The 14,158-nt window shown below is 68.9% G+C and carries 11 protein-coding genes; 2 read left to right on the top strand and 9 right to left on the bottom strand.

Annotation, left to right across the window (positions count from 1 at the left end):
- Nucleotides 1-4: 4 nt before the first annotated feature.
- The 4 genes from MHN80_RS18280 to MHN80_RS18265 are packed head-to-tail and all read right to left on the bottom strand — an operon-like array spanning nt 5 to nt 5,384.
- Nucleotides 5-529: a MaoC family dehydratase gene (locus MHN80_RS18280; RefSeq protein WP_239402902.1), complete on the bottom strand. Its 525-nt coding sequence runs from the start codon at nt 527-529 to the stop codon at nt 5-7.
- Entirely contained in the window at nt 526-1,671 is a 1,146-nt protein-coding gene (locus MHN80_RS18275; protein ID WP_239402901.1) for an acyl-CoA dehydrogenase family protein, read from the bottom strand. Before MHN80_RS18275 ends, MHN80_RS18280 begins: the two co-directional genes overlap by 4 nt.
- A 10-nt stretch (nt 1,672-1,681) precedes the next feature.
- Nucleotides 1,682-3,760, bottom strand: coding sequence for a biotin carboxylase N-terminal domain-containing protein (locus MHN80_RS18270; protein ID WP_239402900.1), 2,079 nt, complete (start codon nt 3,758-3,760; stop codon nt 1,682-1,684).
- Nucleotides 3,761-3,806: 46 nt separating this feature from the next.
- On the bottom strand, nt 3,807-5,384 hold the full coding sequence (locus MHN80_RS18265) for a carboxyl transferase domain-containing protein (RefSeq protein WP_004020089.1): 1,578 nt from the start codon (nt 5,382-5,384) through the stop codon (nt 3,807-3,809).
- 236 nt (nt 5,385-5,620) lie between these two features.
- On the opposite strand from MHN80_RS18265, the gene MHN80_RS18260 reads away from it, so the two are divergent.
- Nucleotides 5,621-9,196 (top strand): indolepyruvate ferredoxin oxidoreductase family protein, encoded by a 3,576-nt coding sequence (locus MHN80_RS18260; RefSeq protein WP_239402899.1) that lies wholly within the window; start codon nt 5,621-5,623, stop codon nt 9,194-9,196.
- Here the strand turns inward: MHN80_RS18260 and MHN80_RS18255 are convergent.
- On the bottom strand, nt 9,129-9,992 hold the full coding sequence (locus MHN80_RS18255; RefSeq protein ID WP_239402898.1) for an SAM-dependent methyltransferase: 864 nt from the start codon (nt 9,990-9,992) through the stop codon (nt 9,129-9,131). The two genes, MHN80_RS18260 and MHN80_RS18255, sit on opposite strands and share 68 nt — an antisense overlap.
- Nucleotides 9,973-10,632, bottom strand: a complete 660-nt coding sequence (locus MHN80_RS18250; RefSeq protein ID WP_239402897.1) for a DUF5336 domain-containing protein — start codon at nt 10,630-10,632, stop codon at nt 9,973-9,975. The genes MHN80_RS18255 and MHN80_RS18250 overlap by 20 nt, the downstream gene beginning before the upstream one ends.
- Nucleotides 10,633-10,859: 227 nt before the next feature.
- On the opposite strand from MHN80_RS18250, the gene MHN80_RS18245 reads away from it, so the two are divergent.
- Nucleotides 10,860-11,528 carry a TetR/AcrR family transcriptional regulator gene (locus tag MHN80_RS18245; protein ID WP_004020093.1) on the top strand — a complete coding sequence of 223 codons (669 nt, stop codon included), beginning with the start codon at nt 10,860-10,862 and terminating at the stop codon, nt 11,526-11,528.
- Here MHN80_RS18245 and MHN80_RS18240 read toward each other — a convergent pair whose 3' ends face one another.
- From MHN80_RS18240 to MHN80_RS18230, 3 genes are all read right to left on the bottom strand, one after another.
- The gene (locus tag MHN80_RS18240; RefSeq protein WP_239402896.1) at nt 11,529-12,149 is read right to left on the bottom strand and encodes a nitroreductase family protein; all 621 of its coding nucleotides are present in this window, start codon (nt 12,147-12,149) and stop codon (nt 11,529-11,531) included.
- Nucleotides 12,150-12,235: 86 nt separating this feature from the next.
- Complete coding sequence (locus MHN80_RS18235) at nt 12,236-12,646, bottom strand: NUDIX domain-containing protein (RefSeq protein WP_239402895.1); 411 nt, start codon at nt 12,644-12,646, stop codon at nt 12,236-12,238.
- A complete protein-coding gene (locus MHN80_RS18230) occupies nt 12,643-14,118 on the bottom strand; it encodes an acetyl-CoA carboxylase carboxyltransferase subunit alpha/beta (protein ID WP_239402894.1) in 1,476 nt (491 codons plus the stop codon). The genes MHN80_RS18235 and MHN80_RS18230 overlap by 4 nt, the downstream gene beginning before the upstream one ends.
- Between the last annotated feature and the right edge of the window lie 40 nt (nt 14,119-14,158).

The following is a 14,158-nucleotide window of genomic DNA, read 5'->3' as shown; positions in this document are numbered from 1 at the left end:
GTCGTCACTCCGTCCGTTGCCTGCGCACCAGCGTTGCTCGTGCGGCGCGGGCGACGACCTCGCCGTGCTGGTTGCGTCCGACGTGGGTCAAGTTCACCACGCCCTCGCCCGGGCGCGACCGCGATTCGCGTTTACCGGTGCACTCGGTCTCCGCGTAGAGCGTGTCGCCCGCGAACAGCGGTGCCGGGAACGCGACCTCGCTGAACCCCAGGTTCGCCACGAGGGTGCCCTGGGTGAGCTGCGAGACCGACAAGCCGACGATCGTCGACAGGGTGAACATCGAATTGATCAGGCGCTGCCCGCCGAAACCCGGCTGCTCCGCCGACCAGGCGGCGTCGAGATGGAGCGCCTGCGTGTTCATGGTCAGCGTCGTGAACAACACGTTGTCGGCCTCGGTGACGGTGCGCCCGGGACGGTGCTCGTAGATCGTGCCCTCGTCGAACTCCTCGAACCACAGCCCCCGCTGCACGATTCGACGACCCGCGGCGCCACCGCTTGCGTCCGATCCGGACGCCGCCGTGCCGCTCATGCGAACCCCAGCTCGCGGGCGATCAGCATGAGTTGCACCTCGGTGGTGCCCTCGCCGATCTCGAGGATCTTCGAATCGCGGTAATGCCGGGCGACGGGATAGTCGTTCATGAAGCCGTAGCCGCCGTGGATCTGGGTCGCCATCCGGGCGTTGTCCATCGCCGCCTCACTGGCGATCATCTTCGCGATCGAGGCCTCCTTCTTGAACGGCTTGCCCGCCAGCATCTTCGCCGCCGCGTCGTAGTACGCGGTCCGGGCGACATGGGCCCGGGCCTCCATCCGGGCGATGGCGAAGGACACCGACTGGTATTCGCCGATCGCCTTGCCGAAGGACTGGCGTTCCTTGGCGTACTTCACGCTCTCGTCGACGCATCCCTGCGCTACGCCGGTCGCGAGGGCCGCGATCGCGATGCGCCCCTCGTCGAGGATCGACAGGAAGTTGGCGTACCCCCGTCCGCGCACACCCAGCAGGTTCTCCTTGGGGACGCGTACGTCGGTGAAGGTCAGCGGATGCGTGTCCGAGGCGTTCCACCCGACCTTGTTGTAGGCCGGCTCGGCGGTGAAACCCGGTGTCCCGGTGGGCACGATGATGGTCGAGATCTCCTTCTTGCCGTTGTCCTTCACACCGGTCACCGCGGTCACGGTCACCAGCGAGGTGATGTCGGTGCCGGAGTTGGTGATGAACTGCTTGCCGCCGTTGATGATCCACGAGTCGCCGTCGTCGCGAGCCGTGGTCGCGGTGGCGCCGGCGTCGGACCCGGCACCCGGTTCGGTGAGACCGAATCCCGCGAGTGCGGTGCCGGCGGTGAGTTCGGGCAGATACTGCTGCTTCTGCTCCTCGGTACCGAAGCGGTAGATCGGCATGGCGCCCAGGCTCACACCGGCTTCGAGCGTGATGGCGACGGACTGGTCGACCTTGCCGAGCTCCTCCAGCGCCAGCGACAGGGCGAAGTAGTCGCCGCCCATACCGCCGTATTCTTCCTCGAACGGGAGACCGAACAGTCCCATCTTGCCCATCTGGGCGACGACCTCGTACGGAAAACTGTGCTCGGCATCGTGTTTCGCGGCCACCGGCGCCACCACGGTCTGCGCGAAGTCGCGGACCGTTGCGATGAGGTCGGTGTACTCCTGGGTGAGTTCCATGTGAATCCTTCTACTGGGAATCGGCAGTTGCTACGGGGGTGGCGACGACAGCGAGGATCTGTCCCGCATCGACCTTGTCCCCCACCGCCACCGAGATGTCCACGGTGCCGTCGACCGGGGCGGTCAGTGCGTGTTCCATCTTCATCGCCTCGACGACGACGATCGACTGGCCCGCGGACACGTCGTCGCCGGTCCGGGAGGCCACGGCGACCACGGTGCCCGGCATCGGGCTGGTGATCTCACCGGCGTGTTCGTCGGCGGCCTCGTCGAGCAGGGGCTTCGCGAGTTCGAGGATCCATGTGCCCGACGGCCCTGCCACCCACCAACTCTCGCCGACACGGACACTCGACCACGACTGCGACACGCCGTCGACGACCAGCCGGTCCGACTCGCGTCCGTCACCGGGCTGCGCCGGTTGGTAGACCACGTGTCCGGTCCAGGACGCCTCGGTGTCGTCGTCGGCGACGACGGTGGCGGTTCCCGAGAGGGATCGCGCGTCGGCGGCGTCGACCCGGATGGCGACCGTCGAGTGCCGTCCACCTGCGACCAGCCGGGTGATGACCGGGGCGGGCGGTCCGACACGCCATCCGATCGCCGAGGACCAGACGTCCCCCGCATCGCGGGCTCCGATCCGCGCGAGTCCGACGAGCACCTGGGCCTCGGGGGTGGGTTCCGGCGCGGCGTAGTCGACGACGAGCCGGTCGAGCAGTTCGGTGTCGAGGTCCGCGTCGACGACGGACTGCTGACGCAACACGAAGCGGCAGAAGTCGATGTTGGTGACGACGCCCAGGACCCGGGTGTGGGCCAGGGCCTGATCGAGGCGTTCGAGGGCCTCCTCGCGGTCGGCGCCGACGGCGATGACCTTCGCCAGCATGGGGTCGTAGTCGCTGCCGACGCGCAGTCCGTCGAGCATGGCCGAGTCGACGCGGATCCCACTGCCGGGCGAGGTGTCGGGATGGACGAGATGTTCGATCGTGCCGCCGGTGGGCAGGAAGCCGCGAGCGGGATCCTCGGCGTACACGCGCGCCTCGATCGCGTGTCCGCGCAGGGTGATCGCGTCCTGCGTGAGACCCAGCACCTCCCCGCGGGCGACGCGGATCTGCTGTTCCACGAGGTCGACTCCGGTGACGAGTTCGGTCACCGGGTGCTCGACCTGTAGGCGGGTGTTCATCTCCATGAAGAAGAATTCGTCCGGCCGGTGCGCCGACACGATGAACTCGACCGTCCCCGCGCCGGTGTAGCCGACACTGCGCGCGGCATCGCAGGCCGCCTCCCCGATACGTGCGCGGGTCTCGGCATCGAGCAGCGCCGACGGCGCCTCCTCGATCACCTTCTGATGCCGCCGTTGCAGCGAGCACTCGCGTTCGCCGAGGTGGATCACGTTCCCGTGCTCATCGGCGAGGACCTGGACCTCGATGTGGCGCGGGGTGTCGACGAAGTGCTCGAGGAACAACGCGTCGTCGCCGAAGGCAGCGGCGGCCTCGCGTCGTGCTCGTTGCAGTGCCGCAGGCAGTTCGGACGCTTCCCCGACGCGGTGCATACCCTTGCCGCCGCCACCCGCGCTGGGCTTGATGAGAACCGGGAAACCGATGTCGGGTGCCGCGGCGATGAGATCGTCGTCGGTGAGCCCGGGCCGCGACAGACCCGGTACCACCGGTACCTCGCGGGCGGTGACCGCGGCGCGGGCCGTGATCTTGTCGCCCATGGTGGCGATCGCCTCGGCGGGCGGCCCGATGAAGACGATGCCCGCCTCTGCGAGAGCGGCCGCGAACTTCTGGTTCTCCGAGAGGAATCCGTAGCCCGGGTGGACGGCGTCGGCGCCGGTGGCGCGCGCCGCGGCGACCACGGCCCCGATGTCCAGATAGCTCTGGGCAGCCGCGGCCGGACCGATGCGGACGGCGACGTCGGCCTCGCGGACATGGCGGGCCTGCGCGTCGGCGTCGGAGTAGACGGCGATGCTGCGGATTCCCATGTGGCGCAGGGTGTCGATCACGCGGCAGGCGATCTCACCACGGTTGGCCACCAGGACACTGCGAATGGGTCTGGCGCCGGGAGCGGAGCGAGCGGGCCGAATGGTTCTGGTACTCACGGTCGGGGTCCTCGGGATAGGCGGGAGCGGCTTCGGCACGGTCGGGTCACATCCGGAAGACGCCGTAGCGCGGTTCGGCGAGCGGTGCGTAGCGGGCGGTCTCGAGCGCGAGGCCGAGCAGGGTCCGGGTCTGGGCGGGATCGACGATGCCGTCGTCCCACAGCCGCGCGGTCGAGTAGTAGGCATCGGACTGTCGTTCGAACTGCTCGCGGATCGGGGCCTTGAACGCTTCCTCGTCGTCGGCCGTCCATTCGTCACCCGACCGCTCGATCTGGTTGCGCCGCACCGTTCCGAGCGTGTCCGCTGCCTGCGGTCCACCCATGACCGAGATGCGGGCGTTGGGCCACATCCACAGGAACCTCGGCGAGTATGCGCGCCCGCACATCGAATAGTTGCCCGCTCCGAAGGACCCGCCGACCATGACGGTGAACTTGGGGACCCGCGCGCACGCCACCGCGTTGACCATCTTGGCCCCGTTCTTGGCGATGCCGCCCTGCTCGTAGGCCCTGCCGACCATGAAGCCGGTGATGTTCTGCAGGAACAGCAACGGGATTCGACGCTGGTCACACAGTTCGATGAAATGAGCGCCCTTGAGGGCTGATTCACTGAACAGCACACCGTTGTTGGCGATGATCCCCACCGGATGACCATGCAGGTGCGCGAACGCGGTCACCAGGCTGGTGCCGTAGTTCGCCTTGAATTCCGAGTATTCGCCTCCGTCGCAGAGGATCTCGATGACCGACCGGACATCGTAGGGAGTTCGCGGGTCGGTGGGCACCACATCGTAGATGTCGGTCTGCGGCCGCAGCGGCTCACGGACCGGGACGGTCTCCCACTGGGCGGCCTCGCGGGGTCCGAGGGTCGCGACGATCTCGCGGACCTTGGCAAGGGCCTGCTGATCGTTGTCGACGAGGTGATCGGTGACGCCCGACACCGACGAGTGCATCGCACCGCCGCCCAGGTCCTCCGCGGAGACGTCCTCACCGGTCGCCGCCTTCACCAGGGGCGGGCCCGCGAGGAAGATGGTGCCCTGATTGCGCACGATCACCGTCTCGTCGCTCATGGCCGGGACGTAGGCCCCGCCGGCGGTGGAAGAACCGAGGACGGCGGCGATCTGCGGGATTCCCGCCGCGCTCATCGTCGCCTGGTTGTAGAAGATGCGGCCGAAGTGATCGCGATCGGGGAACACCTCGTCCTGCTGGAGCAGCATCGCGCCGCCCGAATCGACGAGATAGATGCAGGGCAGCCGGTTGGCGGCCGCGATCTCCTGCGCGCGCAGGTGCTTCTTGACCGTGACGGGGTAGTACGTCCCGCCCGAGACGGTGGCGTCGTTGGCGATGATCATGCACTCGCGACCGGCGACCCGGCCGACACCCGCGATGACCCCCGCGGCGGGCACCTTGTCGCCGTACATCCCGAAGGCCGCGAGCGGCGCGACCTCGATGAACGGCGAGCCGACATCGAGGAGACCGTCGACCCGGTCCCGGGGAAGCAATTTGCCGCGGGCGACGTGACGCTCGCGCGCCTTCGCCCCACCGCCGGCGGAGACGTCTCGGAGGCGCTCGCCGAGCAGGTCGAGATTGCGCTGGTGTGCGGCCCGGAAGCCGTCGAGCGTGCTGGTCACCGTCGACCCTTCAGTTAGTTTGGATTAACTGAAAGTGATCGTACGCGATGCAGTGGCCCATGTCACGCCCGGATCGGGCCGGAATCCCGCCGGCCGGCGCAGGCGGCGTGACGTGACGCGCGTCACGTCATCTCGTACTGTTGTGGCAGGCCCACCACCCCCGGGCCGCCACAACCGATGCGCCGACGAACCGGAACCCCGGATCGGCCACCGCACATAGAAGGCCAGGTGACCCCATGACCCTCGCAGACGATCGTGCCCGCTTCGAGCACGTCCCGACCCCCGATACGCGACCGCCCGGGGCGGCGGTCGCCGGGTTCTCGCTCGACGACCGCTACACACGCGACGCCGGCGACATCTACCTCACCGGAATCCAGGCCCTGGTCCGCATGGTCCGCGACCGCGCTCGCGTCGACCGCAGATCCGGCCTCCGCACCGCCTCGTTCATCTCCGGCTACGAGGGCTCTCCCCTCGCCGGATACGACCTCGAGCTCGCCCGGCGCCATGAGCATCTCGCCCCGTACGACATCGTCCACCGGCCCGGCCTCAACGAAGAGCTCGCCGCGACATCGGTGATGGGTTCTCAACTCGCCGCCCAGGTCAGCGGCGGTCGCGACCTGGCACCGTCCGCGGCCGGGCACCCCCGCGACGGCGTCGTCGGATACTGGTACGGCAAGGCCCCCGGTCTCGACCGCGCGACGGACGCGCTGCGCCATGCCAACCTCATCGGAACCCATTCCGCCGGCGGCGCCGTCGCGCTCGTCGGCGATGACCCGGGCGCCAAGTCCTCCACCGTTCCATGCGCGTCCGAGATGGCCCTGGCCGACCTCTACATCCCGATCCTCTACCCGGCCGATTCCCAGGACATCCTGGACCTCGGCGTTCATGCGGCGATCATGAGCCGCACCAGCGGGCTCTGGACCTCGCTCAAGATCTCCGCGCACGTCGCCGACGGCGCGTCGACTGCCCATGTCGACCCCGACCGGATCGTGCCCGTCCTCGGCGAGCTCGGGACGAGTCCCCATGTGCCCAGCGGACGGCTGCTCGGCGCCCATCTGATGGAACTCGAGCAGAATCAGCTCACCACCCGACTTCCGCGCGCGCAGGAGTACGCCCGGCTCAACGGCATCAACCGGATCGTGGTCTCGAGTCCCGACGACCGCATCGGGATCGTGGCCGCAGGCAAGACCTACCTCGACCTGCGGGAGGCATTGCGCCTGATGCGAATCGACGACGACGATCTGCGGCGGCTCGGGATCCGCATCCTCAAACTCGGCATGGTCTACCCGATCGAGCGGGACATCCTCGACCGGTTCATGTTCGACACCGCGACCGGCGATCTCGACGAGGTCATCGTCGTCGAGGAGAAGCGCGATTTCATCGAGACGATGATGCGCGACATCCTGTTCCGCCATCCGCGGGCCCCCCGCATCGTCGGCAAGGTCCACGAGGACGGCTCGACCCTCTTCTCCCGCTTCGGCGAACTCGACGTCGACGCCGTGACCCGTGGTCTCGCCGACCGGCTCGCCCGCCACGGGGTCGACGCCGCACAGATCTGGCTCGACCGCAAAGCCGCTCGCCACACCCGCATCGAACTCCCACTGGCCGTGCGCACGCCGTACTTCTGCTCCGGTTGTCCGCACAACAGCTCGACGAAGGTCGCCGAGAACACCCTGGTCGGCGCCGGTATCGGTTGTCACGCCATGGTGTTGCTGATGGACCCCAGACAGGTCGGCGACATCGCCGGCGTCACCCAGATGGGCGGCGAGGGTGCGCAGTGGATCGGCATGGCCCCCTTCGTCTCCGCGAACCACTTCGTGCAGAACGTCGGCGACGGAACCTTCTCGCACTCTGGATCCCTGGCGTTGCGAGCGGCTGTCGCGTCGGGTGAGAACATCACCTACAAGCTGCTCTACAACGGCACCGTGGCCATGACCGGCGGGCAGGACCCGGTGGGTGCCATGACCCTGCCACGGCTGACGTCGCTGCTGCTCGACGAGGGCGTGAGCCGGATCGTGGTCACATCCGACGACCCGAAACACGTTCGCACACTCGGCCTTCCCGAACAGGTGGCGGTCCGACACCGCGATGATCTGTCCGACGTGCAGACCGAACTCGCAGCCGTCCCGGGCGTCACGGTCCTCGTCCACGACCAGCACTGCGCCGCCGAGAAGCGCCGGAAGCGCAAGCGCGGCACCATGCCGACCCCCACTCGTCGGGTGGTGATCAACGAACGCATCTGCGAGGGCTGCGGCGACTGCGGCGAGAAGTCGAACTGCCTCTCGGTACACCCGGTGCAGACCGAGTTCGGACGCAAGACGAGGATCGACCAGAGTTCCTGCAACCTCGACTTCTCCTGCCTGCAGGGTGACTGCCCGTCGTTCGTCACCGTCACCCCCGGCACGGATCGAATTCGCACCCGCGCAGCAGATCTGGCGGAATCCGTGTTGCCGGCGCCCGCAGTCCCCACCATCGGCGACACCTTCTCGCTGCGTGTCACGGGCGTCGGCGGTACCGGGGTGGTGACCGTGTCCCAGGTCCTCGCCACCGCGGCCGTCCTCGACGGGCACTCGGCCCGGACCGTCGACATGACCGGACTCGCCCAGAAGGGCGGCGCGGTGGTCAGCGACATCAAGGTGGCACCGCATCCGCTGGAGCAGGCGGCGAAGGTGGCGTCCGAGGACTGCGACCTGTACCTCGTGTGCGATCCTCTCGTCGGCACCGACCCGGTCAACCTCAAGGTCGCCGCTCCCGAGAAGACGATCGCGGTCGTGTCGACGACGCAGGTGCCGACCGGCCTGATGGTCATCGACACCTCCGTCGGCTTCCCGTCCGACGCCGCCGTCCATTCCGCGATCGACGACCGGGTGACGCGCGCGGTGTACCTCGATTCGGGAGCGATGTCGACCGCACTGTTCGGCGACGAACAGTTCGCCAACATGCTGATGGTGGGTGCCGCCTATCAGGCCGGCTCCCTGGCCATCACGGCGGCGTCGATCGAGCGCGCGATCGAACTCAACGGCGTCGCAGTGGACGCGAACGTGCAGGCCTTTCGACGCGGCCGACAGATCGTGGCCGATCCGGGCTCGGTATCCGAGACCATCGACGGTCTGCACGGCCGTCCCGCCGCCGAGATCGAGCCGAGCCCCCATGCCCTCGGGGTGGTCGCCGGGCTCGAGGGCGTCGACGATGAACTCCGGCGCACCATCGCGATCCGGTACGACGAACTGACCGCCCACTCCGACGAGCGGTACGCGCGTGAGTACCTCGACACGGTGGACCGGGTGCGGCGCGTCGCACCGGATTCCTCGCTGACCGATGCCGTCGCCCGGAACCTGTACAAGCTGATGGCCTACAAGGACGAGTACGAGGTCGCCCGGCTCACGCAGGACCCGACGTTCGCCGCGCGGATCGCCGACGAGTTCGGCGCCGACGCCGAGGTCGCAGTGCGGCTGCATCCGCCGACGCTGCGCAGTATGGGCATGCGCGAGAAGCTTGCCCTCGGGTCGTGGGCCGACCGCCCGCTGAGCGCACTCGCAACGATGAAGCGGCTCCGGGGAACCCGGTGGGACCCGTTCGGCCGCAGCGAGATCCGCCGCACCGAACGTGCGCTGATCGTCGAGTACCGGGAGCTCGTCGACGCCGTCCTGGATGCGCTCGCCAGTGGGCGCATCGGTGTGGACCGGCTACCCGCGGTCGTCGACCTCGCGGAACTGCCGGACATGGTCCGCGGCTACGAGGGGGTCAAGATGGCGAACGTCGAACGGTACCGGGAGGCGGTCGCACGGCAACGGGCCGCGCTGGGGATCTAGGGGGTTCCGGCCGGCGAATACACATGACAGCAGTCTGCCCGTCTCCCCCGAGAATGATGTCGGACTCGTGAGTCGCGCCGCCGCCCCGGACCACCTGCTCGGCCTGGGCGGTGTTCATCTCGATCAGCAACTCGCCACCGACAGCGAGCCATGTCCGGGCGTCGGCGATCAGCACCGTGATGTGGTCGAGGCCTTCCGGGCCGCCGAGCAGCGCCCGGTGTGGTTCGTGATCCCGCGCCTCCGGCGCCAGCAGACCGAGCGCCGAGTCGGGTACGTAGGGCGGCACAGCGGCGATCACGTCCAGACGGCCGCGCAGTGCCGCCGGTAGTGCGTCGAGTCCGGCACCGCGATGAATCCCGGTCCCGTCCGGCAGGTTTCGGCGCGCGAAGCCGAGCGCGGTGTCGTCGGTGTCGACGACGTGCAGACCGACACCGGGGACGGCGGCCGCGACACTCGCGGCGATGGGTGCCACGCCGCAGAACGCCTCGAGCACCAGCGGGGACGGTCGCGCCCGCGCCGCGGCGACCGCGGTGCGGGCCAGCAACAGTGAGCGTTGTCGCGGCACGAAGACTCCTGGGCCGACACACAACCGCAGGTCGCCGAAGCGGACCCATCCCAGGAGATGTTCGAGCGGCTCCCCCGCCGCGCGGCGTACGCACAGTTCATCGAGTTCGGTTGCGCCGGTGGCCTGCTCGCGAAGCAGTGCGGCTTCCTCTTCGGCGAAGACACACCCGGCACGACGCAGGAGACCGACGATCGGATCGTCGGGTCCGTGGTCAGGAGTGGTGCGCGTCATCCTTCTTCAGACCGTACAAGAAGGCGGCTGCGACGAGCAGCGCCACCTGCAGGAAGCCCAGGATCAGTCCGACGATCGCGCCGGCGCCCAGATCGAGGAACGGCGGTGTGATGAGGGCCGAGGCGAACAGCGCCAGCCACGCGGCCACCCCGACGACCGCCAGGAACGGCAGCGCCCTGCGATAGCGAGGAACCAGGACGAACGTCGCCGCGATGCCCACGACCCCGAGTGCGATGAAGAACTTCCCGGGGTTCAGGACGATCTCGTAGGAGAAGAACGCGGGAATCCCACCCTGTCCCTCCTCGAAGTCGGTGCCCCACCGGTTGAGTTCCTCCTCGGCGCCCGCCGACACCGAGACCCAACTGAGGAAACCCATGAAGTAGGTGACGATCCCGGCGAGCGCGGAGGCCAGCGCGAAGATCACCGACAGGTCGGCACGCGGGCCACGGGTCGGCTGTCCCCAACCGGGAGGCGGGTACTGCGCGCCGGTGTTCCACTGCTGACCGGGAACACCTCCGGTGCCGGGGTGCTGAACGTGGGCCGTCTGGTCCTGGTTTCCGGCGAAGCCTCCGGTCTGCGGCGGGCCCTGCGGAACGCCTGACCACTGACCGCCCGGGTGCTGGGGTTCGCCTGGATTCACGATCCGCTCCTCGTCGCTGATGCGGGACTCGGCCCGCCGCCCTTCCGGACTGTCCTGCGCCCGCCGTCCGGCGCGCGACCATGCGCAAGACTAAGCCCTCGCCGGCCCCGGAAGCGGTGGCCGGCGCAGTTTTCATTCGACCGGGTCACCCGCCACCGGGATCCGCCCACCGACGTCGGTCAGGCTGCATCTCGTTCGCATGCACGGACGCGTAGAGTGCGGGATCGATGTCCGCAACGCACGAACCGCGCGAGGACGAATCGGAAGCCACGAATCGTCCGCCGACGCGCCGAACCCAGGCCAAGGCGGCCCGTCGTGCCGAATTGCTGTCCGCCGCCGCTCGTCAGATGGCCGAGCGCGGGTTCGCGGGGGTACGGCTGGAAGACATCGGACGGGCTGTCGGGGTGAGCGGACCGGCGATGTACCGCCATTTCTCCTCCAAGACCGAGCTGCTCGACGAGATGCTCATCGACATCAGTCAGCGACTGCACGACGGCGGCAGCGAGGTCGCCGACCGCGGTGGCTCCCCGTCGGAAACGCTGGTGGCGCTCATCGGCTTTCACATCGACGTGCTCGTCACCCGCCCCGACCTCATCACCGTGCAGGATCGCGACCTGCCGTCGATGACCCCGGCCGCCAATCATCGGGTTCGACTGTTGCAGCGCCGCTACGTGGAACGGTGGGTGGATGTGCTCCTCGCCGTCACCGACGAGGCCGGCATGGCTCTCGACCGCGCCGAGGCCCGCGTGCGCGTGCACGCGATGTTCGGGCTGCTCAACTCCTCGCCGCGCCTGCCCGCTTTCGACCAGAACGGACTGCGTCGACTTCTGACCGCGATGGCGCTGGCTGCACTGCGGTGCGAGGTGCCGGATCAGGTGGGACCCGGCACCTCCTGATCACCAGCCGTCGATGTGCAGGACCGAATCGAGGGACTTCCGCGGTGCGGGCTTGAAGTCGGTGCCCTTGCTGTAGGCCACCGGCAGCAGCACACCCTGATGGATGTTGTCCGGGATGCCGAGGAGTTCGGCGATCTCCTTCTCGTAGTTGATGTGCAACGTCGTCCACGCCGACCCGAGACCACGGGCACGAAGGGCCAGCTGCAGGCTCCAGGCACCCGGCAGCAACGAACCCCACACACCGGCCTGATTACCCGCCGGCAGGTCCCCTCCGGTGTAGATGGCGCCGATGACCAGCACCGGGACCTGACCCATCGTGTCGGCGAGGTACTGGGCGCTGGACGCGACCCGCTTACCGGTCTCGTCCCGCGGGGCCTGGCCCGAGTAGTACTTCGCGAACGACTGCGCATAGTAGTCCGCGACCTTCTGCTTCAGCTCGGGGTCGGTGAGCACGATCCAGTGCCAGGTCTGACTGTTGCTGCCGGTCGGCGCCTGCAACGCGACCTCGAGCGCCTCCTTGACCACGTCGAGCGGCACGGGACGATCGAAGTCGAGACGCTTGCGCACCGAGCGGGTGGTGGTGAGGAGTTGGTCAGGGTCCAGGGGCAGTAGTTCGGTCATGTCTCCATCCTGCACACAACCGCTCTCGAGCACCACGTCACCCCCACACGGCGAACTGCCGTCCGCGGGTTCGGCTCGATGACCGGTCAGGGCGACTCCGGTGGCAGTGCACCGGCCTGTTCCAGATACTCCACCAGCCGGCTGGTGACTTTCGCCGTGCGCACCTGGGCCGGTGTGAAGAAGGCCGCGTCGGCGGCGTCGTCACCGGGACGCAGTTTCCCCGAAAGGATCTCGGCCCGGAAGTCGTGCACCTCGTACACCCGTCCGTCGCCGACCGGTATCTCGAGCTGGATGGCCGGTTCACCGACCGTCACCGCCAGACCGGTTTCCTCTTCCACCTCGCGCACCACCGCCTCTTCGAGCGATTCCCCGGGCTCGACCTTGCCGCCGGGGAGGCTCCAGTGTCCGGCCGACGGCTCGTTGCGGCGCAGTATCAACAGGATTCGGCCGTCCTCGTCGGTGATGAGTGCGCCGACGGCAACCACGCGGTCGGTCATCGGGCGTCCGCCGTCGGCACGCGCGTGCGCGCCTCGCTGTCCGGAACGGGCGAAGCGGCCAGGTACCGGGCGATCGAGTCACGGAGCGCCGACATCGCTTCGTCATCCGATCCGGCGTCGACGACGACGTCGATCATCCCCTGAGCCGCCATGCGACCGGCGAGAATGCCCTGCCGCGAGGCCATTTCACCGGCGTGGTCGAGATCCCGGTGCACGATGAGGCTCGCTCCCTCGGGCGGCAACGGCGAGAGCCAGGCATCGGCGCGCGCGACGCGGAAGTCGGCGGGGAAGAGCGCCAGCGCCGCACCGCCCGCACCCTGGCCCAACAGCACGGAGACCGTCGGCACCGGGGCGCTGATCAACTGGACTGTGCAGCGCGCTATCTGCGCCGCGAGGCCACCCTCCTCGGCGACGACCGACAATTCCGCGCCCGGGGTGTCGATCACGGTGACCACCGGGAGCCCCAGGTCCCCGGCCGTCAGGAGTGCCCGGCGCGCCTCGCGCAGGTGCCGGGGACCCGGCAACTCGCCGGCCGCCTGTGACGTCCGGTCATATCCGACGACCAGTGCGACGTGTCCGTCGAAGTCGCTCAGCGAGAATCGGAGTGGCCCGGCATCCGACAGCGGCGCGGAGTCGCCGTGCGCCAGGAACTCGACGAGTCCCGCGCGCTCGGGCTCCCGGGTCGCGCGGACACACGCCCAGGTGTCGTCCGGCTCCCCCGAACGCGTGCGTCGCGGACGTACCCGAATCGAGTCGGGCGGCGCCACCGCATCTCCCCGACGGGCGAGGAGGCGCAGTACCGCCGATAGGCGCTCGCGGAGGTCCAGGGGCGCGACCACGTCGTCGACAACCGTTGTGCGGACCAGGTTCTCGGCGGTCTGGACATCGTCGGGGAATGGCTCACCGTGCAGGCCCTCGTACACACGCGGTCCGAGAAAGCCGATGAGCGCTCCGGGTTGCGCCCAGGTGATGTGCCCGAGCGACCCCCACGAGGCGAACACACCGCCGGTCGTCGGGTGGCGCAGGTACACCAGATAGGGCAGTCCCGCGGCCTTGTGGTCGGTGACGGCACCGGTGATCGCGACCATCTGCAGGAACGCCGCGGTCCCCTCCTGCATCCGGGTGCCCCCCGAAGCCGGGAGGGCCAGCAGCGGAAGCCGCTCACGCGTCGCGTGCCGGACCGCCGTCACGATCCTGGCACCCGCGTCGCGTCCGATGGACCCACCGAGGAAGCCGAACTCACTGACCACCATGGCCACCGGGTGGCCGCCGATCACACCGGAGCCGGTGATCACCGATTCGTCGGACCCGGTGCGCTCGCGGGACCGCGCCAGTTCCTCGGCGTAGGCGTCGTCGTCGCCGTCCGAGGCGGACGCCGGACTCTCGACCGGGGAGTCCCACGATTCCCACGTTCCCTCGTCGACGAGCATGTCGCGCAGGACCGGTGCGCTCAGCCGTGCCCGTTCACCCATGGATGCCACCGTATCGGCTGCCCGCCGGTGTCATACTCAC

It is taken from the genome of Gordonia sp. McavH-238-E (assembly GCF_022348225.1).
GTDB classification, from domain to species: domain Bacteria; phylum Actinomycetota; class Actinomycetes; order Mycobacteriales; family Mycobacteriaceae; genus Gordonia; species Gordonia terrae.
The sequence above is the reverse complement of the archived record's forward strand: the minus strand, read 5'-3'. Positions and strand labels throughout refer to the sequence as shown.

What these genes read in the sequence shown, in the direction of transcription:
- MHN80_RS18230 (WP_239402894.1), bottom strand. Translation starts at nt 14,118, where the DNA reads ATGGGTGAACGGGCACGGCTGAGCGCACCGGTCCTGCGCGACATGCTC.
- MHN80_RS18235 (WP_239402895.1), bottom strand. Translation starts at nt 12,646, where the DNA reads ATGACCGACCGCGTGGTTGCCGTCGGCGCACTCATCACCGACGAGGAC.
- MHN80_RS18240 (WP_239402896.1), bottom strand. Translation starts at nt 12,149, where the DNA reads ATGACCGAACTACTGCCCCTGGACCCTGACCAACTCCTCACCACCACC.
- MHN80_RS18275 (WP_239402901.1), bottom strand. Translation starts at nt 1,671, where the DNA reads ATGGAACTCACCCAGGAGTACACCGACCTCATCGCAACGGTCCGCGAC.
- MHN80_RS18255 (WP_239402898.1), bottom strand. Translation starts at nt 9,992, where the DNA reads ATGACGCGCACCACTCCTGACCACGGACCCGACGATCCGATCGTCGGT.
- MHN80_RS18245 (WP_004020093.1), top strand. Translation starts at nt 10,860, where the DNA reads ATGTCCGCAACGCACGAACCGCGCGAGGACGAATCGGAAGCCACGAAT.
- MHN80_RS18260 (WP_239402899.1), top strand. Translation starts at nt 5,621, where the DNA reads ATGACCCTCGCAGACGATCGTGCCCGCTTCGAGCACGTCCCGACCCCC.
- MHN80_RS18280 (WP_239402902.1), bottom strand. Translation starts at nt 529, where the DNA reads ATGAGCGGCACGGCGGCGTCCGGATCGGACGCAAGCGGTGGCGCCGCG.